This window comes from Kitasatospora sp. NPDC047058 (genome assembly GCF_040643935.1).
GTDB lineage: Bacteria > Actinomycetota > Actinomycetes > Streptomycetales > Streptomycetaceae > Kitasatospora.
In genome coordinates, this window is record NZ_JBEYVJ010000024.1 from 22,393 (window position 1) to 46,124 (window position 23,732).

General features: G+C 74.9%; 17 protein-coding genes and 1 pseudogene. 5 read left to right on the top strand and 13 right to left on the bottom strand.

All coding sequences use genetic code 11. From position 1 onward, the window contains the following. Window positions 1-169 precede the first annotated feature (169 nt). A complete protein-coding gene (locus ABZ885_RS05985; protein WP_360183832.1) occupies window positions 170-1,459 on the bottom strand; it encodes a cytochrome P450 in 1,290 nt (429 codons plus the stop codon). A 323-nt stretch (window positions 1,460-1,782) separates the two neighbouring features. On the opposite strand from ABZ885_RS05985, the gene ABZ885_RS05990 reads away from it, so the two are divergent. Further along, window positions 1,783-2,208 carry an SDR family NAD(P)-dependent oxidoreductase gene (locus tag ABZ885_RS05990; protein WP_360183834.1) on the top strand — a complete coding sequence of 142 codons (426 nt, stop codon included), beginning with the start codon at window positions 1,783-1,785 and terminating at the stop codon, window positions 2,206-2,208. A gap of 88 nt (window positions 2,209-2,296) precedes the next feature. Here the strand turns inward: ABZ885_RS05990 and ABZ885_RS05995 are convergent, their stop codons facing one another. The 3 genes from ABZ885_RS05995 to ABZ885_RS06005 form a co-directional block, all read right to left on the bottom strand. After that, window positions 2,297-3,325, bottom strand: a complete 1,029-nt coding sequence (locus tag ABZ885_RS05995) for a MazG family protein (protein ID WP_360183836.1) — start codon at window positions 3,323-3,325, stop codon at window positions 2,297-2,299. Between the two features lie 209 nt (window positions 3,326-3,534). Continuing rightward, window positions 3,535-4,131, bottom strand: coding sequence for a hypothetical protein (locus tag ABZ885_RS06000; RefSeq protein WP_360183838.1), 597 nt, complete (start codon window positions 4,129-4,131; stop codon window positions 3,535-3,537). A gap of 375 nt (window positions 4,132-4,506) precedes the next feature. After that, window positions 4,507-4,827: a hypothetical protein gene (locus ABZ885_RS06005; RefSeq protein WP_360183863.1), complete on the bottom strand. Its 321-nt coding sequence runs from the start codon at window positions 4,825-4,827 to the stop codon at window positions 4,507-4,509. Between ABZ885_RS06005 and ABZ885_RS06010 the strand changes: the two are divergent. After that, window positions 4,724-4,948: pseudogene (locus tag ABZ885_RS06010) on the top strand (phosphatase PAP2 family protein); the annotation flags it as partial. The gene ABZ885_RS06005 and the pseudogene ABZ885_RS06010 sit on opposite strands and share 104 nt — an antisense overlap. Window positions 4,949-5,095: 147 nt before the next feature. Here the strand turns inward: ABZ885_RS06010 and ABZ885_RS06015 are convergent. The 5 genes from ABZ885_RS06015 to ABZ885_RS06035 form a co-directional block, all read right to left on the bottom strand. Then, on the bottom strand, window positions 5,096-5,821 hold the full coding sequence (locus tag ABZ885_RS06015; protein ID WP_360183840.1) for a response regulator transcription factor: 726 nt from the start codon (window positions 5,819-5,821) through the stop codon (window positions 5,096-5,098). 7 nt (window positions 5,822-5,828) lie between these two features. Continuing rightward, a complete protein-coding gene (locus tag ABZ885_RS06020) occupies window positions 5,829-7,274 on the bottom strand; it encodes a histidine kinase (RefSeq protein WP_360183842.1) in 1,446 nt (481 codons plus the stop codon). 179 nt (window positions 7,275-7,453) lie between these two features. Further along, window positions 7,454-9,124 carry a protein kinase gene (locus tag ABZ885_RS06025; protein ID WP_360183861.1) on the bottom strand — a complete coding sequence of 557 codons (1,671 nt, stop codon included), beginning with the start codon at window positions 9,122-9,124 and terminating at the stop codon, window positions 7,454-7,456. A 59-nt stretch (window positions 9,125-9,183) separates the two neighbouring features. Then, window positions 9,184-9,999, bottom strand: a complete 816-nt coding sequence (locus ABZ885_RS06030) for a hypothetical protein (protein WP_360183843.1) — start codon at window positions 9,997-9,999, stop codon at window positions 9,184-9,186. 160 nt (window positions 10,000-10,159) lie between these two features. Continuing rightward, window positions 10,160-12,373, bottom strand: coding sequence for an N-6 DNA methylase (locus ABZ885_RS06035; protein ID WP_360183845.1), 2,214 nt, complete (start codon window positions 12,371-12,373; stop codon window positions 10,160-10,162). 227 nt (window positions 12,374-12,600) lie between these two features. Here ABZ885_RS06035 and ABZ885_RS06040 point away from each other — a divergent pair, with 227 nt between their 5' ends. Continuing rightward, the gene (locus ABZ885_RS06040) at window positions 12,601-13,245 is read left to right on the top strand and encodes a DUF4352 domain-containing protein (RefSeq protein ID WP_360183847.1); all 645 of its coding nucleotides are present in this window, start codon (window positions 12,601-12,603) and stop codon (window positions 13,243-13,245) included. Between the two features lie 245 nt (window positions 13,246-13,490). Here the strand turns inward: ABZ885_RS06040 and mfd are convergent, their stop codons facing one another. After that, window positions 13,491-17,150, bottom strand: coding sequence for a transcription-repair coupling factor (gene mfd / locus ABZ885_RS06045; protein ID WP_360183849.1), 3,660 nt, complete (start codon window positions 17,148-17,150; stop codon window positions 13,491-13,493). A 591-nt stretch (window positions 17,151-17,741) separates the two neighbouring features. Here mfd and ABZ885_RS06050 point away from each other — a divergent pair. Then, entirely contained in the window at window positions 17,742-19,055 is a 1,314-nt protein-coding gene (locus ABZ885_RS06050) for a nucleotide sugar dehydrogenase (RefSeq protein WP_360183851.1), read from the top strand. A gap of 139 nt (window positions 19,056-19,194) precedes the next feature. On the opposite strand, the gene ABZ885_RS06055 is transcribed toward ABZ885_RS06050, so the two are convergent. Next, window positions 19,195-19,620: a beta/gamma crystallin domain-containing protein gene (locus ABZ885_RS06055; protein ID WP_360183853.1), complete on the bottom strand. Its 426-nt coding sequence runs from the start codon at window positions 19,618-19,620 to the stop codon at window positions 19,195-19,197. A 387-nt stretch (window positions 19,621-20,007) separates the two neighbouring features. Between ABZ885_RS06055 and ABZ885_RS06060 the strand changes: the two genes are divergently transcribed. After that, complete coding sequence (locus tag ABZ885_RS06060; protein ID WP_360183855.1) at window positions 20,008-20,676, top strand: hypothetical protein; 669 nt, start codon at window positions 20,008-20,010, stop codon at window positions 20,674-20,676. A gap of 24 nt (window positions 20,677-20,700) precedes the next feature. Here the strand turns inward: ABZ885_RS06060 and ABZ885_RS06065 are convergent, their stop codons facing one another. After that, window positions 20,701-22,080, bottom strand: a complete 1,380-nt coding sequence (locus ABZ885_RS06065; RefSeq protein ID WP_360183857.1) for a hypothetical protein — start codon at window positions 22,078-22,080, stop codon at window positions 20,701-20,703. Window positions 22,081-22,345: 265 nt separating this feature from the next. Continuing rightward, window positions 22,346-23,575: an SUKH-4 family immunity protein gene (locus tag ABZ885_RS06070; RefSeq protein ID WP_360183859.1), complete on the bottom strand. Its 1,230-nt coding sequence runs from the start codon at window positions 23,573-23,575 to the stop codon at window positions 22,346-22,348. Window positions 23,576-23,732 lie beyond the last annotated feature (157 nt).

Here is a 23,732-nt window from a genome sequence, read left to right on the forward strand (position 1 = left end):
GGAGAGTAGACAGATCCTCTTACCAATCACAAGCTCATATCGCCGATATCACACAGAAATTACGGCGCGTGGTCGATCGTCTGCCAACGAAGGCGATATGTCCGGTTTGATGGTGATTCAACCCCCGCGAAAGGACGTGCTGGCGACGCTCCGTCAGCGTGTCGCAGTCTCAGCCGGAGGTGCCGGAAGCCTCGGCGGACGCGTTCCCGGCCTTCTGCTCCGGGCTGAATTCGACCGGAAGTTCACGAAGTCCACGCATGATCAGACCACCGCGCCAGCGCAGATTGTCCGGGCTTTCGGCCAGCTGCAGATCGGGCAGCCGGGTGAGCAGGGTGGCCAGCGCGGCCCGCCCCTCCAGCCGGGCCAGCGGAGCGCCGATGCAGTAGTGGATGCCGTGCCCGAAGCCCAGGTGCGGGTTGTCCGTCCGGGCCAGGTCGAGGGTGTTCTCGTCGGCGAACCGCGCCGGGTCCCGGTCCGCCGCCGCGAGCACCACCAGCACCGGGTCGCCGACCGGGATCTCCACCCCGCCGATGGTCAGCGGGCTGGTCGCGAAGCGCCAGGTGGCCAGCTCCACCGGCCCGTCGTAGCGCAGGAGCTCCTCGATCCCGGTCTCCAGCAGGCCGCTCTCGCCGCGGGCGATCGACTCCTGCAGCAGCGCCCGCTGCCCCGGGTTGCGCAGCAGCGCGTAGGTGCCGTTGCCGATCAGGTTCACGGTCGTCTCGAAGCCGGCGAACAGCAGGATGAAGGCCATCGCCGCGGCCTCGTTCTCGGTCAGGTGCTCACCGTGGTCGCTGGCCCGGATCAGGCCGGAGATCAGGTCGTCGCCGAGGTCCGCCCGCTTGCGGTGGATCAGCTCCGCGAGGTACGCCCGCATCCGCTTCACCGCCCGGCCGACGCCGCCGCGCTGCCCGCCGCCGTGCCGGATCATCATCCCGGCCCAGTCGCGGAAGTCGTCCTGGTCCTCGGCGGGCACGCCGAGCAGGTCGCAGATCGCGTAGATGGGGAGCGGGAAGGCGAACTCGTGGATCAGGTCGGCGCTGCCGCGGGCCGCGAAGCCGTCGATCAGCCGGTCCGTGAGCTGCTGCACCCGCGGCGCGAACTCGGCCACCCGGCGCGGCGTGAACGCCTTCGACACCAGCCGGCGCAGCCGGGTGTGGTCCGGCGGGTCGATGTTCAGCAGGTGCGTCATCAGATCGGCCTGGCGCTCGCCCGGGATGCCGACCCGGCCGGTGCGGTGCGCCTGCTCGCTGTGGTGCACCGGGTTCTTGGAGAGCCGGCTGTCGGCGAGCGCCTGCCGGGCGTCCGCGTACCGGGTGACCAGCCAGGCCTCGACCCCGCTCGGCAGGGTGGTGCGGTGCACCGGCTCGTGCTCGCGCAGCCAGGCGTACGCCGGGTACGGGTCGGCGGCGAACTCCCAGGTGAAGAGCGGCGGGCGGGCGGAATCGGGCTGAACTGGCATGGGTCGACGGTATCCGGTGGGGATCCCGGCGCAGGTCCGGGTGCGGGTCCGGGTCGGGTGACGTGTGCGGGGCCCGCGTGCGGCCGCGGGTGCGGCTCCTGGGTGCGGCTGCGGGTTCGGCTCCTGCGTGCAGTCCTGCGTGCGTCCCGGCTCGGTTCGGGCGGGCCCGCCGGGGCCGGTCCCGGGGGTTCCGCGGGACGGCAGGAGTGAGCCTGGTCACCTGCGGGGTAATCCCTGTTGCGGAGGGTCAGGACCTGCCTACGATCCTCCGCAAAGCAAAACGTGGGCGCCTGTGCGGAGCCGCCCACAGGGAGGAGCGCACCATGCGGGTCACCGGGGCAGTCGTCGTCATCGCGGTACTCGACGGCGGGTCGGGCGCCGACCTGGCACGCCGCTTCACCGCCGCCGGCGCCGCCGGGGTGCTCGTCGCCGACCAGCGGGAGGGCGTCGCCGAGGACCTCGCCACCGAGCTCGACCGGCCGGGCTGCCCGGTCGTCGGCGTCTGCGGCGACATCCGCCGCCCGAGCGACATCGCCGCCCTGGTCGACACCGCCGAGAAGCACCTCGGCCCGATCGACCTGTTCTGCGTGGCCGGCCCCGACGGCGAGCGGATCATCTCGCTCGCCGACCTGCCCGACCACCTCGACCTGGAGCGGCTCGCCGAGCTGCTCGCGCTGGTCGGCGAGGCCATCGGCGAGGTCGTGGTGCCGCCGCAGCGCCGTCCGGTGGAGGACGCCGCGGCGGTCTGACCCGCCGTACCGGACCCGTTGCCCCGGCGACCGGCGGCTCCGGCCGGTCGGGCTGCTCCCGGTGTGCGGCCTGCTCCGGCCGTCCGGCCTACTCCGGCCGGTCGGGCTTGAGCCCCTCGGCGGCGCGGACCGCGTCCCGGTAGCCGCGTGCCGCCGCCCGCAGCGCCGCGTCCACGTCCACCCCCGCGTCGTGCGCCCGCTGCGCCACGGCGAGCAGCAGGGTGCCCGCCGACTCCGCGGTCAGCTCCGCCGGCAGCTCGTACGGCGCGTCCGGCACGCCCGCGACCCCGCCCCGGCGCACCCGCGACACCAGCTTCGCCGCGTACGCCAGCGACGGCAGCCCGGCCGGCACGCCGTCCAGCACCGACTCCCGGTCCGACTTCTCGGCCGCCTTCAGCGCCTCCCAGTTCGCCTCCACCTCGGCCGCGCCCGCGGCCTCGGCGTCCCCGAACACGTGCGGGTGGCGGTACATCAGCTTGTCCACGATGTCGCCGGCCACGTCGTCGATCGAGAAGGCGTCGGTGGGGTGCTCCTCGGCGATCCGGGAGTGGAAGAACACCTGGAGCAGGACGTCGCCCAGCTCCTCGCGGAGCGTCTCGCGGTCCCCCTCCTCGATCGCCTCGACCAGCTCGAACGACTCCTCGACGAGGTACTTCACCAGGCTGGCGTGGGTCTGCTCGGCGTCCCAGGGGCAACCGCCGGGCGAGCGCAGGCGGTCCATCACCGAGGCCAGGTCCAGCAGACGCGCGCCCGGCAGGTCGTACGAGCCCGGCAGCACCTCGATCTCGGGCACCTCGCCCGCGTGCTCCACGGCGAGGCGCGCCAGCGCGTCGGTCAGCCCCGGGTCACCGTCCGGGCTGCCCAGCCAGACCGTCGGGCCCGCCTCCGAGGCCTGCCCGGTCAGCAGGCGCGCCAGCGCCGGAGCCGAGCCGGGCGGCACGATCTCCACCTCGACCCCGGCCTGCCGTACCGCGGCCACCTGCGGGTTCCCGGCATCCCCCGCCAGCACCCGCCCGGCCGACCGCAGCGCCTCCCACGCCGGCCACGCCAACAGCCCGGGAGCCACCCGGTGGGTAGTGGTGAGCAGGATCAGCTTCGCGCCCGGAAGATTCGTCACACCTCGAACCTACCCGCCCCCCACCAGCCCGGCCGACCTCCCACCAACCCCCTCGCTCTGCCTGCCTGCGCCAAAAGTCGGCCGGCCCGACTTCCCGTGCGCACCAGCCCGCACCCCCCGCGCACCAGAAGCCGCCCCCCAGCAGCCCAAGCCCCACCCGGCCTGCGCCAGAAAGTCGGCCGGGCCGGCTTCCCGTGCGGCGTTGCCGGTCAGGGGGCCAGCCAGAGTGGGGTGTCGGGGAGGAGGGCGGCCTGGATGGGACTCCAGCTGCCGTAGCGGGGGTTGATGCGGAGGTGGAGGGCGGTGGCGGCGTCGGCCAGGGCGAGGCGGACGGTGGCGTCGCCCGCCGGGGTGTCGGCGTCCTGGCCCGCCGCGGCGGCCAGGTGGCGGATGCCCAGCCGGCGGCGGTAGTAGTCGTCGATCCCGCTGCCCGGAACGCCCTGCGCGGCCAGTGCCCGGGCGAGCGCCCCGGCCCCGCCGTACCGCGCCTCGTCCGTCGCGCGGGCCGCCGCCACCTCACCGCTGCCCACGGTCAGCCCGTGGTCGGCCAGCGCACGGACGACCACCGCGTCGAGCACCAGGTCGGCGACGGCCCGCCGCGCCGGACCGTCCGGCTGCTGCCGAGCGTCCGCCGAGGCGCTGCCGGCCGGGTCCCGCAGCTCGGCGACCCGGGCCTCGACCGCGCGCACCGGGATCCGCCGTCCGTCCAGCACCGCCGCCGTGCCCGCGGTGAGCCCGCCGCCCCCGCAGGCGGTGAGCCCCGAGGCGGCGAGCAGGACGCCCGCGACGACGGTCCGACGGTGCATGGCTGGTCTCCGGGGTGGCGGCGGGCCGAGCGATGTCCCGAGAGTAGGGCGGGCGGGGGCGTGTCGCGCGGACCGTGGCCCGAACGGGTCACCCGCGCGGAGCACGCCGGATGTCAACCCTGACAATCGTCCAGGTCGACCCCTGCCTTTCGGGTCGGGTGGCGACCCGCCCACCCGACCTACCGTCCTGGCCATGACGAACACGGTCAGGAGAACGGTCAGGGGAACACCGGCCACGCCGACGGGCACGGCCACCCGCGTGGCCGCCGCGGTGGCGTTGCTCGCGACGGGCACGGGCGTGGTCGGGTGGCTGGCGCCGGCCCGCGGCGACCGGGACGCACCGGTCCGGGTGGTCGACGGTCCGTCCGCCGTCGGCTACCGGCAGGTGACCGGGGCCGTCGCCGATGCCCCGGCCTGGTTGGCCTCGTTGCCGGAGCCGGCGACCGAGGCCGGCCTGCTGGCGCTGGGGCTGCTGCTGGCGCTCTGCTGGTGGACGGCGCGTCGGCGACGGGCCGCCCGCCCGATCGCGGCGGTCTCGCTGACCGGCCTCGGCACCGTGCTCGCGTACGGGGCGAGCGAGGTGCTGAAGGTGGTGATCGACGAGGAGCGGCCCTGCCGGGCGCTGCCCGGCCCGGCGTCCGTGCGGTCGGCCCTCGCCGAGTGCCCGCCGCCGGGCGACTGGTCGTTCCCCAGCAACCACGCGACGCTGGCTGCAGCCCTCGCAACCGGCCTGGTGCTGCTGCGCCCGCGCTGGGCACTGGTGGCCGTCCCGGTCGGCCTGGTGACCGCCGCGCTGCGGGTGGCCGCGGGCGTGCACTACCCGCACGACGTGGTCGCCGGCGCCGTCCTGGGCGGAACGGTCACGGCCGCCGCGGTCGTGGCCCTGCTACCGCTCGCCACGACTGCGGTGACCGCGTCGGCCGGCAGACGCGTCCTGGGGCCCCTGCTGCTGCGGCCCCCGGTCTCAGGTGCGCGGACCGCCCGCGCACGTTCCGCCGGGGGTCAGGCCGGCCTCGTGCGCGAGAACGGCGGCGGCCGCCCGGTTGGCGACGCCGAGCCGCGCCAGGACGGAGCTCACATGGGCTTTCACGGTCCCCTCCACCACCCCGATCCGGCGGGCGATCTGGCCGTTGGAGAGCCCGGCCGCGACCAGCGCGAGCACGTCCCGCTCCCGGGAGGTCAGCCCGGCCACCTGTTCCCGGGCGGTGGCGCTCCGGTCGGCCGGGCCGCCGGTCCCGGCCGACGCCAGGTGGGCGACCACGCGGGCGGCCACCTTGGGTGAGAGGTAGGCGGCGCCGTCCGCCACTGCGTGCACCCCGGCGATCAGCTCCTCCGGTTCGCCGGACTTGATCAGGAACCCATGGGCGCCACCGCCGAGAGCCCGCAGGATGTAGTCGTCCTCGCCGAAGGTCGTCAGCATGACGATCCCGGTGGCGACACCGGTCCGGCGGATCTCGGCCGCGGCGGTGATGCCGTCCGTGCCAGGCATCCGGATGTCCAGCACGGCGACGTCCGGACGGTGGCGCCGCACCAGCTCGACGGCCTCCCGGCCGTCCCCGGTCTCGGCGACCACCTCGATGCCCGGGTCGGTGGCGAGCACCGCCCTGATGCCGGCGCGGACCATCGGCTCGTCGTCGGCGATCACCACCCGGACCGGTGCGGTCCGCGCGGGCCGGTCCCCGCCGCTCATCCGGCGCTCACGAGAGCAAGGCGTCCAAGGAGATCAGCACGTCCCCCCGGAAGCAGAGCCGGTACGCGTCCCCGGAACGGTCGTTGTGGAACGGCTCGGCCGTGATCGCGTAGTACTCGCACGTCACTCCTTCTCCCCGGGGCGGCGGGTTGCCCTCCTCGGGATGGTACGGAAACTGACGATCCGGTAGGAACCTCTGCACCGTCGCCCGGTCCTGCCCGACCCGCAGCAGCGCGTAGTCCGCCGGGTCCAGAACGGCACGGCCGGCGGTGTAGATCGTCCAGCCGCGCAGGACGGTCATCAGCACCAGCACGGTGGCCAGCGGCACCACCACGGTCGCCACCAGCATCCGGCCCACCCGGCGGCGGGCGTGGCGCAGTTCGCGGGCCGGTGACACCGGACCGGGGCCGGGAGCCGGAGCGGCAGGGGCACCGGAGCGCGGCAGGTACGCGGAGACCTCGAAGCCCGCGCCGTCGACGCCAGGACCGTGACGGAGGGTGCCACCGACCAGCCTGACCCGCTCGGCCATGCCGATCAGGCCGCAGCCGCCACCGGGCGGCGTCCCCGGGCTCTCCGGGCTCGCGGCCTGCCGGCCCACCGGCGGCGGGCCGTTGACCACCCGGATCCGGACGCCGTCCGACGCGTAGGCCACCCGGACCGTGACCGGCGCCCGCGGAGCGTGCTTGGCCGCGTTGGTCAGTGCCTCCTGGACCACCCGGTACGCCGCGTGCTCGGCCGCCCGCGGCAGAGCGTCGGGCGCACCGGTGACGATCAGCCGGACGTCCAGGCCCGCCGCGGCCGACTCCTCGACCAGCTGTGCGACACCCGCGTCGGCGGGGCCGCGGGCGGACGCGTCGTCCGCCTCGTCCCGCAGGACCCCGATCACCTCGGCGAGGCGCTCCACCGCCGCCCCTGCACCGGCGCGGATCTCCTGGGCCGCCTCCCGATGCGGCGGCGCCAGGTCGGGAGCCAGCTTCAGGGCCCCTGCCCGCAGGGCGATCAGGCTCAGGTCGTGCCCCAGGGCGTCGTGCATGTCCTGCGCGATCCGAGCCCGCTCACGCAGCCGGGCCTGCTCGGCCACCAGCTGCTGCTCACGCTGCAGCCGCTCCGCCCTCTCCCAGCCGGCCCGCACCAACTCCTGCGACTGCCGCCAGAACCGGCCCACCATCCAGGGCGCCATTCCGGCGCAGACCAGCAGTGACAGGAACGACGTCCCCGGCACCATCCACGCCGGCACCGCGACGGCCGCCACCACCCCGACGGCAACCATGGCGGCCAGCACCACGGCCGCCGGCCGCACGCGCTCCATCCGCCGCCCCGCCAGGAACGCCGCGCCGATCGCCGGCACGGCCCACCAGATGCTCACCCCGCTCAGCCCGATGGACGCCGATGCCCCCACCAGCAACCCGCCGTCGAGCCGGCCGTCGCACCACCGCTGTCCATTCGCACGCACGCCCTTGACCCTAATGAGACCCGGGCAGCACCGAATCTGCCGAAAGGCATGCCCGCACCCTGCACAGAAAGCCGGTCCCACCGACTTCCCCCTCCCGCGAGCAACGACCTGCCCGGGGAGCTGCATCGCGCGGCCGCCCAGGAAGTCGGAGCCACCAACTTCCCACTGGGGTGGCGAGGTCAGGGGGTGGGGGGCCAGGGGGTGGTGCGGGGGTCGGGGGGATGGGGGGTGTTGGTGGTGCGCTGGGGTTGGAGGGTGTCGAGGTTCTGGCGGAGGCGGCGGACGGCCGGATGGTGCGGGCCGTCGCGGCGTTCGCGGTCGAAGAGGAGCTGGAGCAGCCACTGCCAGGCGGTATCGGCGTCGCCGGACGCCGCGAGCAGGAGGCCGATCCGCTCGCGCAGGTCGAACGCCCGGTCCGGGTCGGCGCCCGGCGTGGTGGTGAGCAGCGCGCGGTACTCGGCGAGCGCCTCCTCGGTGTGGCCGAGGCGTTCCAGGCATTCGGCGGCGCGGTACCGGTGTTCGTGGGCCTGCGGCCCGAGCGGGCCGCCGTCCGCGGTGGCGGCGAGACGCCGGTACTCGGGGAGCGCCTGGGCGTAGCGCTGCTCCTGGTGGAGGGTGCGGGCGTAGATGGTCCGGATGGTGCGGACGAGCGGTGCGCCGTCGCCGAGTTCGGTCCGGGCTCGGGACAGCAGGGTGGCGGCGAGGTCGAGGACTTCGGTGCGCCGGCCGGCGTCGACCAGGTCGGAGAGGCGGGCGCAGGCGGCCGCCAGCTCCGGTTCGCCGACGCCGGGAGTGCCGGGGATCGGAGCACCGGGGAGCCGGGGACCCGAAACCGAAGCCGGCGCAGGCGCGGGCACCGCCGCCATCAGGAACGGGTGCGGCTCCGCGCGCGGGGCGGGCGGAGCGGCCGCCGCCGTCGGGCGGGGCTGCGGCTGGAGCGGGTGGCGGTACGGGCGGGTGGGGTCGGGCAGCGGCCCGTACCGGGGCTGCGGGGCCGCGGCGGCCGCCGGGAGCAGCGGGAGCAGCCGGGCGTGGACCTCCTGGGCGTCGGCCGGGCGGTCGTCGGGATGCTTGGCGAGCAGGTCGAGGACCAGCCGTTCGAGGGGTGCCGGGACGTCGGGCCGGAGTTCGCGCAGCGGGACCGGCGGTTCGTCGACGTGCCGCCGCAGCACGCCGAGGGCGCTGGGCGCCCGGAACGGCTCCTCGCCGGTGAGCATCGCGTGCAGCAGGCAGCCCAGCGCGTACAGGTCGCTGCGCGGGTCGATGGTGGCGGCGAGTGCCTGTTCGGGGGCCATGTAGGAGGGGCTGCCGATCGGGACGCCGGTGAGGGTGAGGCGGGTGGCCTCGGTGTCGAGGGCGGTGGCGATGCCGAGGTCGAGCAGGACGGTCCGGCCGTCGTCACGGACCATCACGTTGCTGGGCTTGAGGTCGCGGTGGACGACCGGGACGGCGTGGACGGCGGCCAGCGCCGCGCACAGCTGGGCGGCGACGGCGACGGCGCGCTCGACCGGGAACGGCGCGTCCTCGGCGATCAGGTCGGCCAGGCTGACGCCCGGGACCCGCTGCATGACGAGGTACAGCTCGCCGTCGTCCTCGCCCGCGTCGAAGACGGTGACCAGACCGGGGTGGTCGAGCGCGGCGGTGATCCGGCACTCGCGCAGGAAGCGGCGGCGCAGCTCGTCGCCGTGGCGCCGCCGCTCGGTCCCGGCGGCGGTCCCGGCGGCGGTACCGCCGCCGGGGCCGCCGAGGCTGCCGGACGGGTCGGCGGGGAGCAGGTGGTCGGTGCGCAGCAGTTTGACGGCGACCGGGCGGTCGAGCCGTTCGTCGTAGCCGCCCCAGACCTGGCCCATCCCGCCGTGGCCGATCTTCTCGGCCAGCCGGTAGCGGCCGCCGATCACCCGGGCGGTGGTCACGGCCGGCCGCCCTCGCGGGCCTGACGGCGCAGCAGTTCGCCCAGCTCGCGCAGCTCGTCCCCGGTCGCGTGGGCGGGTGCGGCGGCGGGCCCGGGCGGAGCGTAACCGGGAGCCGGGACCGGAGCCGGACCCTGGACCGGACCCGGGACCGGCGCGGAGCCGTACGGCGCACCCGGCACCGTCGGCGCGTAACCGGCCGCAGGGGTGCCCGGGTACGTGGCGGCGGGCGCGACGGGCGGCGCGTAGTACGCCGCCGGGGCCGGGGTCTTGGGCCGCCCCGCGTCCCAGACCACCCGCAGGTCCATCGCCAGGAAGTGCAGCGGCGCGCCGAACCACATCAGCATCATCGACACCATGCCGATGGTGTCCGCGGTGGGCGCGTCCTTGATGCTGCCCGCGACGCCGGCGCAGATCAGGTAGCTGGCGAAGAGCCCGGTGAAGACCACCGCGCCGATGACGTCGTAGACCCGGCGCCGGCGGATCGCCAGCAGCAGCGAGGGGATCACACCGAGCAGACCGATCGTCACCAGCGGGACCAGGGCCCACAGGATGCGGCCGAGCACGCCGAACGGCCCGGCCGCCATCCCGGGGCGCAGCGCCGGAACGGGCTGGGTCGGCGGGACGGGGTACGGCTGGGTGCCGTAGGGCTGCGCCGGGTACGGCTGGACCGGCTGCTGCGGGGCGTACGGCGCCTGGCCGGCGTAGGGCCGGGCTCCGTACGGCGACCCGTCAGGTATCCCGCCGAGGGGCGCGCCGCCGGGGTACGCGCCGCCGGACGGTGGTCCGAACTGCCCGGGGTAATGCCCTGACATCTGCGCTCCTGAGCGGGTGAGGACGGCGGCCGGTCCGCGGTACGAACGACCCGCACACCGTACCGCCCGCCACCGGCCGGGCGGAGGGCGTTCCACCGCCGCGGGCCGCCCGCGGGAGCCGTCAACCGCCCGCGGAGCCGTCAGCCGCCCTCAAGAGCCGTCAGCCGTCCGCCGGCGACCGGCCGCCCGCCGGGCGGGTGCCGGTGGCGAGGGCGTCGGTGAGGGCCTGGGTGAGCGTGCGGGCCAGGGCGGCGGCCTGCTGGAGGGTGGTGTCGAAGGTGTCGAGGCGGGCGAAGTCGGCACCGAGGGCGCGCTGTTCGGTGAGCGGGAGGCGCGGGAGCTCGACCCGGCGGATGTCCAGGCGGGCGGTGGTGGAGGCGTGGCTGGCGGCCCGGCGGGTGGAGGCGGTGGAGCGGAACTGGCCGGCCAGGAAGTCGGGGTCGAGCGCGGCCGGGTCGGGGCGCAGCAGGTGCAGCTGGCGGCCGAGTGCCGCGCCCGTGAGCGGACTGCCGGGCCGGACGACCCGGGCCACGCCGCCGCCGAGCGCGGGGACGAGGACGTCACCGGGGCGGATCCGGACGTCGCCGGCGGACGCACCGGCCGCACCCGCCGGGTCGAGGACGGCGCTGGGCGCGTGGCCGGCGACGAGGTCCTGGTCCGTCAGCACGGGGGTGCCGGCGGGGTCCGCGCCCGCCGGGCGGGTCGGCACGCCCGATCCGGACGAGTGCACCTCCAGCGCTCCGTTGCGGACCAGCTCGCCCACCGTGACCACCGGCGCACCCGGCACACCTGCCGACCCACCCGGCGCCCCCGCAGCCCCCGGTTCCGGCAGCAGCGAGGCCGGCCCGGCCAGACCGGCCAGCAGCTCGGTCAGCCGGCCGCTCAGGTGGGCGATTTCGGCGGCCCCGCCGACCGGCGAGGCGGGCGGCACGTGGCGGGCCGGCGAGAGGTCGGTCTCGTCGTCGAGCAGGTCGATGGCGGCCATCGTCCGGTGGACGCCCGGCCGGTCCGCCGGCAGCGGCAGACCTTCGCGGGCCGCCAGGTCGAAGGCGCGCCAGGTGTCCAGGACGGTCCGGCGCAGCTGCGCCCAGTCGACCTTGTCGCGCCCGCCCTCCCCCGTGTCGGCGGCCGGGAAGGGCGAGGACGGCGAGGCGGACGAGGCCGCGGCGAACGACGCCGGGGACGCGTCCAGCAGCAGCACCTGCCGGAAGTCGTCGCCGGGCCGCGGCGCGCGCAGCACCCACAGGTGGAGCGGCACCCCGTACGGCGGGGCGGCGCCGGCCGGCAGGGCGACCACGGCGCGCAGGGCCCCGGAGCGCAGCAGCTCGGCGCGGCCCCGGCGCCCCGCCCGGCGGCCGGCGACGGTCGGTGGCAGCAGCAGCGCGGTGAGGCCGCCGGGGCGGGTGCGGGCGAGGCAGTGCAGCAGCCAGGCGAGTTCGGACTCGCCGCGCGGCGGGACGAGGCCGCCCGGCCAGCGCGTGTCGAACTGCAGCTCGTCGTGGCCCCAGTCCCGCTCGTTGTACGGCGGCTGGCAGAGCACGGCGTCGAAGGTGTCGCCGGGGTAGCCGTCGGCCCGTAGGGCGTCGCCGGCGCGGACCTCGACCGGGAGCGGCCCGGGGTCGCCGGCGGGCGTGTGCAGGGCGAGCCGGAGCCCGGCGAGCGCTGCGGTCACCCCGTCCGCGTCCTGGCCGTAGCGGCCGGTGGTGGGCGGGAGGGCGAGCAGCACGGCGCCGAGTCCGGTGGCCGGGTCGAGCACCGTGGCGGGGACGCCGGCCACGGCGGCGAGCAGCTCGGCGGCCTCGGGCGGGGTGGGGCTGAGCTGGCGGCTGTTGGCCTCGGCGTACCGGGTGAGCAGCTGCTCGTACGCACCCGGGGCACCTGCGGCGTCGGCGGCGGCGAGCTCGGCGAGCAGGCGGGCCAGGTCGGTCTGGGTGGAGCCGAACAGGCCGGGGAGGCGGAGGGCGGCGGCGCCGTCGCCGAGGGTGCGGGCGGCGGTGTCGGCGAGTGCGCGGGGCAGGGCGGTGGCGAGCCGGGTGTCGGGTTCTCCGGCGAGTGCGGGCCAGCGGCCGGGGTCCCGGTGCAGCAGCAGGAGGACGGCGCCGGCCTGGACGAGCGGTGCGGCGGGGTGGCCGGCCGGGTCGCGGAGGGTCTCCAGCAGCTGCCAGACGCGTTCCAGCAGGGGCAGTTCGGCGATCTTCCCCTGCCCGCGGAGCCAGTCGGCCACCTCGTCGAGCGCGAAGGTCGGGCTGCTGTCGGTGCCGCCGACCGGGCGGGGGAAGTCGGCGTGGCGGCGCCGCCAGTTGCTGACGGCCGCGCGGCCGACGCCGGCCAGCCGGGCGATCTCGACGGCGGTCACCTCGGGACGGTCCGGCATGGGGGGGCTCCTTCGGCGGACGCGGGCCGGCACGGGAGGGCGGGACCGGACGGCGGGCGGGGTGTGACCACACAGCATAGCCAGCGCACCCATTCTCGAAGTTCACACGTGAACAGAGACGTTTTTCGATTGGCTGTTGACATCGTTCACAGCAGATGGTGTGATCCTCCTGTCGACAGCGCAACAGAGCGCCGCCGGCCCAGGACCCGAGAACAGGGGAGAGCCTCATGTCCGCCACCACCACCCGCCGCCGCACCGCCACCCTCCTGCTGGGCGCCGCCCTGATCACGCTCAGCGCGACGGCCTGCAACTCCACCGGCGGGCCCTCCGTCGCCACCGAGCCCAAGCAGTCCGCCGCCGCGACCACCGCCCCGGGCGGCGCCACGGGCGCCACCGGCGCGGCCTCCGGCGCCGCCAAGCCCGCGGAGTCCAAGCCGGCCGACGCGCCGAAGGCCGCGGCCAAGCTGGGCGACACCATCGCGCTCAAGGGCATGGAGAAGAGCAACACCGCCGACGTCACCGCGGTGAAGCTGGTCGACCCGGCCGAGAGCGCCAACGAGTACTTCAAGCCGGCCGACGGCAAGCGCTGGGTCGCCGTGCAGTTCCAGATCAAGGCCACCGGCGCAGCGGCCTACGGCGAGGCCCCGCTGAACAGCGCCAAGGTGGTCGACACCCAGGGCCAGGCCTACGGCCCGACCGTGGCCGAGACCAAGGCCGGCCCGGACTTCCAGACCCCCACCAACATCGCCCCCGGCGAGTCCGGCAAGGGCTTCATCACCTTCGAGGTCCCGGCCGACGCCAAGATCGACAAGGTCCAGTTCGCCCTGGACAACGGGTTCGCCAACCAGGTCGGCCAGTGGAAGATCGGCTGACAGCCCGGTTCACGGCTCGCCGGCCGCACCCGCAGGCGCGGGGCGTCGGCCGAGCAGGACACCGGACACACAGGCCGCACGCCGCAAGCTGCAGGCCGCCGGACACCGGACCCATCGGCCACCGCCCCACAGAACGCCGCCCCGCGGAACGCCGGACATGCAGAACGCCGGACATGCAGAACAGCGGTCCCAGGCGCCACCGCCCGAGACCGTCGCTTCGCCGGAGGCCGCTCCCGGCCCGCCTGCTACTTCTTCGACCCCGCCAGGTCGTCGAACATCGCGGACAGGAACTCCCGGCACCAGCCGAGCAGTTCACGCCCGACCAGCGGCTTGCCGCCGATCCGGCCGGTGGACGGCCGCGGCACCAGCAGCTGCTGGGTGGCCGCCCTCACCTGGCTGCGCGGGTAGAGCCGGTTCAGCCGCAGCTGCTGCGACTCGCGCAGCTCGACCGGCCCGAACCGGACGTTGGCCCCCTGCAGCGTGATGTCCGCGATCCCGCAGCGCCGCGCGTACAGCCGCAGCGCGGCCACCAGCAGCAGGTTCTCCACCGGCTCGGGCAGCTTGCCGTACCGGTCGACCAGTTCGTCGCGGACCTGCTTGATGTCGTCCTCGGAGTTGACGGCCGCGATCGAGCGGTAGGCCTGGAGCCGCAGCCGCTCGCCCGGCGCGTAGTCGTGCGGCACGTGGGCGTCCACCGGCAGCTCGATCTTGACCTCCAGCGGCTCCTCCTCCGGCTCGCCGCCACCGCTCGCCAGCGACTCACGGAACTCGGCCACCGCCTCGCCGACCATCCGCATGTAGAGGTCGAAGCCGACGCCCGCGATGTGCCCGGACTGCTCGCCGCCGAGCAGGTTGCCGGCCCCGCGGATCTCCAGGTCCTTCATCGCCACGTACATGCCGGCACCCATCTCGGTGTGCTGGGCGATGGTGGCCAGGCGCTCGTGGGCCGTCTCGGTCAGCGGCCTCTCCGGCGGGTACAGCATGTACGCGTACCCGCGCTCGCGGCCACGGCCGACCCGGCCGCGCAGCTGGTGCAGCTGGGAGAGGCCGAAGGTGTCACCGCGTTCCACGATCAGGGTGTTGGCGTTGGAGATGTCGATGCCGGACTCCACGATCGTGGTGGAGACCAGGACGTCGAACTCCTTCTCCCAGAAGTCGACGACCACCTTCTCCAGCTGGGTCTCCCCCATCTGCCCGTGCGCGGTGGCGATCCGCGCCTCGGGGACGAGGTCCTTCAGCCGGGCCGCCGCCTTGTCGATCGACTCGACCCGGTTGTGGATGTAGAACACCTGGCCCTCGCGCAGGAGTTCACGCCGGATCGCGGCCGAGATCTGCTTCTCGTCGTACGGGCCGACGAAGGTCAGCACCGGGTGCCGCTCCTCCGGCGGGGTGGTGATGGTGGACATCTCGCGGATGCCGGTGACCGCCATCTCCAGGGTGCGCGGGATCGGCGTCGCGGACATGGTCAGCACGTCCACGTTGGCCCGCAGCTTCTTCAGCTGCTCCTTGTGCTCGACGCCGAAGCGCTGCTCCTCGTCCACGATGACCAGGCCGAGGTCCTTGAACCGGGTCTCGGAGGAGAACAGCCGGTGGGTGCCGATGACGACGTCCACCGAGCCCTCGAAGAGCCCCTCCAGCACGGCCTTCGCCTCGCTGTCGGTCTGGAAGCGGGAGAGCGCCTTCACCGTCACCGGGAAGTTGGCGTACCGCTCGGCGAAGGTGGAGAAGTGCTGCTGCACCAGCAGCGTGGTCGGCACCAGCACCGCCACCTGCTTGCCGTCCTGCACCGCCTTGAAGGCGGCCCGGACCGCGATCTCGGTCTTGCCGTAGCCGACGTCGCCGCAGATCAGCCGGTCCATCGGGACGGACTTCTCCATGTCCGACTTGACCTCGGCGATGGTGGTCAGCTGGTCGGGCGTCTCCGCGTACGGGAAGGCGTCCTCCAGCTCGCGCTGCCACGGGGTGTCCGGGCCGAAGGTGTGGCCGGGGGCGGCCATCCGGGCCGAGTACAGCTTGATCAGGTCGGCGGCGATCTCCTTGACCGCCTTCTTGGCCCGCTGCTTGGTCTTCGCCCAGTCCGCGCCGCCGAGCCGGTGCAGCGTCGGGGCCTCGCCGCCGACGTACTTGGTGACCTGGTCCAGCTGGTCGGTCGGCACGAACAGCCGGTCGCCGGGGTGGCCGCGCTTGGCGGGGGCGTACTCCAGCACCAGGTACTCGCGGGTGGCGCCCTGCACGGTGCGCTGCACCATCTCCACGTACCGGCCGACGCCGTGCGCCTCGTGCACCACGTAGTCGCCGGCCACCAGCGCCAGCGGGTCGATCGCGTTGCGGCGCCGGGACGGCATCCGGCGCATGTCCTTGGTGGAGGACTTCTGGCCGGAGAGGTCGGTCTCGGTGATGACGGTCAGCTTGAGCGCCTCGTCGACGAAGCCGTGCTCGATCGAGCCGCAGGAGACGTACACGACGTCCCGGGTCGGCGCCTCGGCGAGGTCGGCGACCAGCCGGGCCGGGATGCCCTCGTTGCCGAGCACCTCCGCCAGCCGCGAGGCCGGTCCGTGGCCCTCCGTCACCATGACGACCCGCCAGTCGGCGGCCAGCCGCTCCTTGGCGTCGGCGATCGCCCGTGCGGTGTCGCCCCGGTAGGCCTCGACCGCGTGCATGCCCAGGGTCAGCGTGTTGACGTCGAACTCCAGCACCGTGCCCACCGAGGCGTCGCTGGTCGCGAACGGGCTGACCGACCACCACGGCAGCCCGATCTCGGCGGCGTGTTCCCGCACCTCGGCGAGCGAGCGCAGCGAGGCGGCGGAGACGTCGATCGCCTCCAGGTCGATCGGCCGGTCGCCGCCGGCCGCGGCCGCCACCCAGGAGGCGTGCAGGAACTCCTGGCTGGTGGCGACCAGGTCGGCGGCCCGGGTGCGGACCCGCTCCGGGTCGCAGACCACGGCGACCGAGCCGAGCGGCAGGACGTCCAGCAGCAGCTCCATGTCGTCCACCAGGACGGGCGCCAGCGACTCCATGCCCTCGACCGCGATGCCCTCGGCGATCTTGTCGAGGATCTCGGCCAGCCCCGGGTGCTCGGCGGACAGCTCGGCGGCCCGCGCCTTCACCTCGTCGGTCAGCAGCAGTTCGCGGCAGGGCGGCGCCCAGAGGCCGTGCTCGGCGATCTCCAGCGAGCGCTGGTCGGCGACCTTGAAGTACCGGATCTCCTCGACGTCGTCGCCCCAGAACTCCACCCGCAGCGGGTGCTCCTCGGTCGGCGGGAAGACGTCCAGGATGCCGCCGCGGACGGCGAACTCGCCGCGCTTCTCCACCAGTTCGACCCGGGCGTAGGCGGCCGCGGCGAGCCGGCGGGCCACCTCCCCCAGGTCGTGCGACTCACCGCGCTGAACGGCCACCGGCTCCAGCTCGGCCAGCCCCTTGACCTGCGGCTGCAGCACCGAGCGGACCGGCGCCACGATCACCTGCACCGGCCCGGCCACGGCGTCTCCGCCGGCCTCCGGCTGGGAGGTGCCCCCGAGCCGCGGGTGCACGATCCGGCGCAGCACGGCCAGCCGGCGGCCGACCGTGTCCGAGCGCGGCGAGAGCCGCTCGTGCGGCAGCGTCTCCCAGGCCGGGTACTCGGCGACCGCGTCGGGCGGCAGCAGCGACCGGAGCGAGGCGGCGAGGTCCTCGGCCTCCCGTCCGGTCGCGGTGACGGCCAGCACCGGGCGGCCGCGCTCCCCCGCCGACTGCCCGGCCAGGGCGCGGGCCAGTGCGGCGATGGCGAACGGCCTGGCGGCGGGCGGGCCGACCAGGTCCAGGTGGTGGCGGCCACCGGCCGCGGCACCGGGGGCGGTCGCGGCCTCGATCGCCTCGGCGAGCGCCGCGTCCCGCGCGACGACATCGAGCAGTCCGGTCAGGCTCATCTGGAGTCTCTTCTTCGTCCCGTGGCTGGTGCTGTCCCGGGGCGGCGAAGGCCCGCCGGGGCAACGCGAACGGCCCGGCACGCCGAGCGGCCGGGGGTCTCCAGCCTACGCCGCGGCACCGACACGCACGCGGCGCACGGCCGGGGCGCGCACGGGACGGCCCGGAGCCGGCCCCACGACGACGTCCGGACGCGGACGAAGCACCGGCCGCCGGCCGCGGCTACGGCTCGGTGATCCGCCACGAACTGGACATACTCCTGTCACTGCCCGTCCATGGAGATCGCGCAGCATGGTGTGCGTGCCCGCCGCACCCAACCGTGGGGGATGGCTGCGGAGGACACGGTCGCACACCCGATGGGGGTCGGGGGTGCGAGGCCGGGCGACCCTGGGTGGGGGCGCCCGCCCAAGCGCCGGGAACCGTGGCGCCCTTTCCTGGAGGGCGCCACGGGTCTCGGCCTCCTCCGTTTCCGGTGCGCTCCCGTTTCGCGCATCCGCGCACACGGCCGGTCGCCGCTCCATACCCTGGTGTGAAGACCGTGTGGGAACGCCCGGAGGGGCCAGGGGGCGTCGCGATGAAGGGGGTTCTTCGTCATGCGCGTTGTCATCGCCGGCCAGGGCTACGCGGGGCTGCCCCTGGCGGTCCGGGCGGCCGAGGTGGGGCACCAGGTGATCGGCTACGACGTGGACGAGCGCCGGATCAAGCGGCTGGCGGTCGGCGAGTCCTACGTCGAGGACGTCCCGGCCGAGCGGCTGCGGCCGCTGCTGGAGAACGGCTCGTACCTGCCGTCGGCCGAGCCGGGCGACGTGGCGGACTTCGACCTCGCGGTGATCACCGTGCCGGCCCCGCTGCGCGACGGCGTGCCCGACCTCTCGTGCATCGAGGCCTCGGCCCGGCTGCTCGCCCAGCACCTGCGGGCCGGGGCGACCGTCGTGCTGGAGTCCACCACCTACCCGGGCACCACCGAGGAGCTGCTGGCGCCCCTGCTCGAGGAGGGATCCGGGCTCACCGCGGGCCGGGACTTCCACCTCGGCTACAGCCCCGAGCGGATCGACCCGGGCAACCCGGACTGGCGGCTGGAGAACACGCCCAAACTGGTCTCCGGCATCGACCCGGCGGCGCTGGCGGCGGTGGACGGCTTCTACCGGCAGCTGGTGGAGCGGACCGTGCCGGTCTCCTCCTGCAAGGAGGCCGAACTGGCCGAGCTGCTGGAGAACGCCTTCCGGCACGTGAACATCGCCCTGGTCAACGAGCTGGCCATGTTCGCCCACGACCTCGGCATCGACGTCTGGGAGGCGATCGACGCCGCCTCCACCAAGCCGTTCGGCTTCCTGCGCTTCGACCCGGGCCCCGGTGTCGGCGGGCACTGCCTGCCGGTCGACCCCTCCTACCTGCCCTGGCGGGTGGAGCGGGCGCTCGGCCGGTCGTTCCGCTCGGTCGGGCTGGCCAACGACGTGAACGGGCAGATGCCCGACTACGTGGTGAGCCGGCTCGGCGCGGCGCTCAACGACCGGCGCCGCCCGGTGAAGGGTTCCCGGGTGCTGCTGCTCGGGCTCGCGTACAAGAGGAACACCGGCGACGCCAGAGAGACCCCGGCGGCCCGGATCGCCGGGCTGCTGACGCGGATGGGTGCCGAGGTCCGGGCCGCCGACCCGCACGTGGTGGTCGGGGTGCACGCCCCGGAGCCGGTGATCCCCGGTCAGCGCGCGGCCGAGCAGGACCGGAACGGCGATCCGTTCGCCGCCGTCCGCCTCGTCGAGGCGACGCCGGAGGAGCTGGCGGCGGCGGACGCGGTGGTGCTGCTCGCCGACCACGACGACTTCGACTACGACGTGGTGACCGCGCACGCCCGGTACGTGCTGGACTGCCGGCGCCGGCTGGCCGGCGCGACGGTCGAGGTGCTCTGACGGTCAAGATGCTCTGACCGTCGAGGCGCTCTGCCGTCGAGCTGCTCTGCCGGTCAGGTGCTCTGCCGGTCGACGCACCCCGGGCGACGCGGTGCCGGGCGTCCGCACCCGCCCGGCACCGCACAGAGCTCCGCCCCGGCTACCAGCGGGAGAGGTTGACGTCGTACATCATCACCTCGTAGCCCTGGTGGCCGTTGAAGTCGTACTGCTCCCAGTTGAAGACGGTCCACGAGCCCAGGCCGCCCCCGAGATAGGTGATGACCCGGTTGTTGCCGGCGTCGATCCGGTCGACGTTGTAGACGCGGACCGCCATCCAGCCGTCATTCGCGAAGCACAGCTGTCCGCTGTAGCCGTAGTTGTAGACCTTCGCGAAATCGGTGCGGTTTCCGCAGTCGACCCGGTTCACCGCGTTCGCCCCGGTGGCCGGCAGCAGTGCGGCCGCGGCGGCGGCGAGAACGGCGACCGCCCCGGCGCGACGGGCCAGGCCATTTCCGGTACGGCGCTCCTTGCGGGAACGCGCGGAGCGGGTCCGTGCAGGATGTGCGGGATTTGTGCGGCGAATCATGAAACCCCTCCATCAGCAGCGATTGCAACTCCAGAGATTTACATGGGGGCTCGTCGCCGAACAGTTGATTTCCGGCCAAGCCGCACTCCCCGTACAGGCTCCGGAACGCTCCGAAGCGGAATGCGCTAGGGTCCGAACAAGCTTGCCGCGCTTGAGGATCGGAGCAGAAGCTTGGTACGTCCACCACATTTCGGGCGATTCGCCGCCATCGCCCTGGCGAGCGTTTTATCGGCCTTTTCCGCGGGCTGTACCGGATCCTCCGGGAGTGGCCCGGCGGAATCCCCGCTGACCCCGCCCCCGGTCAATGCGCCGAAACCGCCGGAATCCGGGCGGGCCGGAATGACCGGACTGCCGCTCTCCGCTTATCAGGCCAATGACCAGGCGGCCGTGAAAGAGATTCAGGCGCGCAATATGCTGGTCGTCTCCTGCATGCGGAAGGCCGGCTACACCGCCTTCGACGGCGACGGCCTCCAGGCGGCCCAGGCCCCGGACAACGCCACGGCCCTGCCGGCCGGCGCGTGGGGCTACCTCGGGACGGCGGTCGCCGGCGTCCAGGGCTTCCACCCGCCGAAGCGGAACGCGCCGCGCCCGACCGGGCCCGCGGCCGGCTCCGGCGAGGCCTACGACAACACCCGGGTGGACTGCGACCGCCAGGCCGCGGAGCGGATCGGCACCCCGCCCGGGGCCGGGACGGACCTGGTCGGCCGGCTCTTCGACGAATCGATCGGCGCCGCCAGCCGCGACGCCAGGGTGACCGCGGCGACCGGCGCGTGGTCCGCCTGCATGACCGCCGCCGGCTTCCGGGCGGACGACCCGGCGGCGCTGCCGGAGCGGTTCCGCACCACCCCGGAGATCACCCCCACCGAGCTCGCCACGGCCCGCGCCGACGCGGACTGCACCGGCAGCAGCAACCTCGCCGGGATCTGGTTCGCCGTCCTGGCCGGCTACCAGCAGCAGCAGATCGAGCGCAACGCACAGGCCCTGGCCGCCCGGCAGGAGGCGGTCAGGGCCCAGGACGCGAAGCTCGCCCGGCTGCTGGCGGGCGACGGCTCCTGAGCAGGGACCGCCGCCCGCCGGCCGTCAGCGCCCCTTGTAGCCGACCGTGTTCGGGGTCGCGTAGTCGCTCCCGTCGTCCACGATCACGATCTTCGGGATGATCCGGGTCTGCTCCTCCGAGCGCCCCTTCCCCTCGGCGGCCGCGGCCGCGTCGGAGGACGACGGCTGCGACGGCGGCGAGGACGGCCGCGGCGGCACCGCGGCCGGAACGGCGGGCGCCACCGGCCCGGAGCCGACCGCACCGGAGCCGACCGCACCGGGGGTGACCGGGCCCGGAGTGACCGTGCCGGGCGCCACCGGCCCGGGAGTGACCGCCGGCATCACCTCGGTGGCCGCCTCGGTCACCGCACCCGGCTGCCCCGCTCCCGCGGCGTCCTCCTTGCGCAGGTTCGCGGCCTCCTTGCGCAGGTTCGCGACCTCCTTGCGCAGGTCCGCCACCGCGATCTCACCGGTGTCCGCCTCCGGGTCCACCGGCGGCAGGTCCGCCGCCGGCACCGGGGCCGGGGCGTCCTCGACGGGCTCGATCGCGCCCACCGCCGCACCGGTCAGCGAGGCGAGGGTCCCCTTGATGTGGTCCAGGTGCTGCTGCACCGTCTCCTGCCGGGCCGCGAACTCGCGCTGCTCCCGCTCGCTGGCCGCGTTGATCCGCTCGGCCTCGCGGCGCGCCTGCTCGATCAGCTGGTCCGCCCGCGCCTGCGCCTCGGCGTCCGACTGCTTGATCTGCCCGAGCACGGTCTCCCGGTGCTGCTCGGCCTCCTTGAGCCGGCGTTCGGCGGTCGCCGAGATCTCGTGGTCCTCGGCGTCGGCCTTGGCCTCGGCCCGGGCGAAGTTCTCGTCGGCCTTGCGGCGCAGCTCGGCGAGCTTGGCCTCGGCCTGCTCGGAGGCCTCGGCGGCCGCGACCCGCACCTTGGCGGCGTGCGCGGTCGCGGTGTCCCGCAGGGTCCGGATCTCGCGGTCGGCCTCGGCCCGGACCGTCTCGGCCTCGGACCTGGTCCGCTCGTCGGTGCGCCGGGCCGCCTGGTCGGCCTCGGAGCGGGTGGTGGCGGCGTACTCCTTGGCGGACCGGGCGAGGTCCTGGCCGCTCTCGTAGACCTCGTCGCGCAGGTCCTCGGCGAACCGCTCGGCGGCCTCGCGGACCGCCCGGGCCTCGTTCTCGGCCGTCCTGGCCAGGCCTGCGGCCTGCTCGCTGAGCACCTGGTAGTCGGGCTCCGGGGCGTCGGCGGCGGCCTGCCGGATGTCGGCCAGGCGGCGCTCCATCTCCCGGATCCCGGCGCCGAGGACGCTCAGCCGTTCCCACGCCTCGTCGCGTTGGGCGGTGAGTGCGGTCACTGCTCGGTCGACCTGCTCTGGCGCGTAACCACGCCTGGCAGCGGTGAAGCCGTACTGGGGGACGGCGTCGCTCATGGGCTCTTCCCCTCGGGTCGCGGGCTGCGGAGCCCATGATCGGACGGATCGGACGGATCGGGAACCGGATCGAGGACCGGGTCTGAATATCGACGAGGTCCTGATCGGAACGTGGCGAGGACCGGGCGAATCGACCGATCTTCTTGACCTATTTTGCGCAGATCGGGGCGAAACCCCAACGAGGCAGTGCCGCGGCGGCAGGCCGAAGGGGTCGTTCCGGACACCGGAACGACCCCTTCCACCTGCGCGGTTCGGTGACCGCCGGCTACAACAGGCCGTCCCAGAACTGCTCCAGCAGAACGGCCCACCAGGTGTCCGCCGACTGCAGGGCCGCCGGGTCGATCGCGGCGAGCTGGGCCTGGAAGTCGGTCGTCCAGCGACCGGCCTGATCCGGCGTCAGCCCGTACCGCAGCCGCCACATCCGGCCCAGCAGGGCCAGGGAGCGGACGAACTCCGGTACACCGCTGTTGACGAACCGCGGCGGCTCTCCGGTTCCTTCGAGATCCACCGCGACCACGTGCGCGGTGCCGTACTGCACACAGAGCTGCCGGCCGTAGTCGTTGCCGAGCACCAGGTAGCCGCCGAAGTCCGGCCCGCCGGCCAGGCCGCGCTCGGCGGCCAGCTCGGCGAGCGTGGGGATCGGACGGCCCTCCTGGGCCTGCGCCCAGAAGAACGGGCCGAAGTCGCGCGGCAGGCCGGCCCACATCAGGGTCTGCGCCACCGGCTCGGGGACGCCCTGCCGGGAGACGGCACGCTGCTCGAAGCGGAACACGTTCTGGCTGAAGGCCTGGCCGAGCTCCTGGGCGAGCTGCTGCGGGGCGATCGGCGGCAGCGGCGGGACCGTCCCGGGGGCGGGCAGCGGCACCCGGAACGGGCGGACCCGCTGGGCGCCGGAGGCCAGCTGGTGCAGCTCGTCCAGGTGGTCGAGCAGCTGGGCCATGCCGGCCTGCCGGGAGTGGTGGTCGCGGCCGTAGTCGGCGGTGTGGGTGAGCCTGACGTTCGGCCAGGAGGCGGCGATCATCCGGTTGCAGTAGCCGCCGGGGAGGTCGCAGGACTCCAGCTCGGTGTAGAGCTCCAGCACCTGCTCCGGCGGCACGTTCAGCCGGCGCAGGTCCTGGAGGATCTTCCACTCCGGGTGCGGCGTACCGGGCTCGCTGCGGTGCAGCAGCTTCTGCTCGGACCCGTCCGGGCCCCGGTAGCTGAGCGCGGCGAAGTAGCCCGGGCCGACCGCGGGCACCCCGGGCGGCACCGGGGCGCCCTGCGGCGGACCGGGGACGGGCGCCGGCGGGACGGCCGCCGCGGCCGGAGCCGGGGCGGCGGCGCCGGACACGGGCGCACCGGGGTAGCCGTAGCCGGCCGCGGGCGCGCCGGGGCCGGGGGCACCGGGCGGCGGCGGGACGGCCGGGCCTCCGGACGGCGGGGTGCCGGGGTCGAGCGGCGCACCGAGCAGCGCCGGGTCGATCGCTCCGGCCAGCTGGGTGCGCTCGTAGGCCACCCCGGCGGCGGGCGTGCCGCCGGCCGGAGCGGGCGCGGCCGGCGGCCCGGGCGGGGCGTGGCCGCCCCCCCGGCCCCCCCGCGGGGCGGGGGGGGGGGGGGGGGCCGGGGCCCGGCCGCCCCCGGCGGAAGAGGGGGGGGGAGGGGGATCGTGGTAC

Bases quoted from the DNA above. Each gene is read 5' to 3' on its own strand.
- ABZ885_RS05985 (WP_360183832.1), bottom strand. From the start codon at position 1,459: ATGCCAGTTCAGCCCGATTCCGCCCGCCCGCCGCTCTTCACCTGGGAG.
- ABZ885_RS05990 (WP_360183834.1), top strand. From the start codon at position 1,783: ATGCGGGTCACCGGGGCAGTCGTCGTCATCGCGGTACTCGACGGCGGG.
- ABZ885_RS06000 (WP_360183838.1), bottom strand. From the start codon at position 4,131: ATGCACCGTCGGACCGTCGTCGCGGGCGTCCTGCTCGCCGCCTCGGGG.
- ABZ885_RS06015 (WP_360183840.1), bottom strand. From the start codon at position 5,821: ATGAGCGGCGGGGACCGGCCCGCGCGGACCGCACCGGTCCGGGTGGTG.
- ABZ885_RS06025 (WP_360183861.1), bottom strand. From the start codon at position 9,124: ATGGGCCAGGTCTGGGGCGGCTACGACGAACGGCTCGACCGCCCGGTC.
- ABZ885_RS06030 (WP_360183843.1), bottom strand. From the start codon at position 9,999: ATGTCAGGGCATTACCCCGGGCAGTTCGGACCACCGTCCGGCGGCGCG.
- ABZ885_RS06035 (WP_360183845.1), bottom strand. From the start codon at position 12,373: ATGCCGGACCGTCCCGAGGTGACCGCCGTCGAGATCGCCCGGCTGGCC.
- ABZ885_RS06040 (WP_360183847.1), top strand. From the start codon at position 12,601: ATGTCCGCCACCACCACCCGCCGCCGCACCGCCACCCTCCTGCTGGGC.
- mfd (WP_360183849.1), bottom strand. From the start codon at position 17,150: ATGAGCCTGACCGGACTGCTCGATGTCGTCGCGCGGGACGCGGCGCTC.
- ABZ885_RS06050 (WP_360183851.1), top strand. From the start codon at position 17,742: ATGCGCGTTGTCATCGCCGGCCAGGGCTACGCGGGGCTGCCCCTGGCG.
- ABZ885_RS06055 (WP_360183853.1), bottom strand. From the start codon at position 19,620: ATGATTCGCCGCACAAATCCCGCACATCCTGCACGGACCCGCTCCGCG.
- ABZ885_RS06065 (WP_360183857.1), bottom strand. From the start codon at position 22,080: ATGAGCGACGCCGTCCCCCAGTACGGCTTCACCGCTGCCAGGCGTGGT.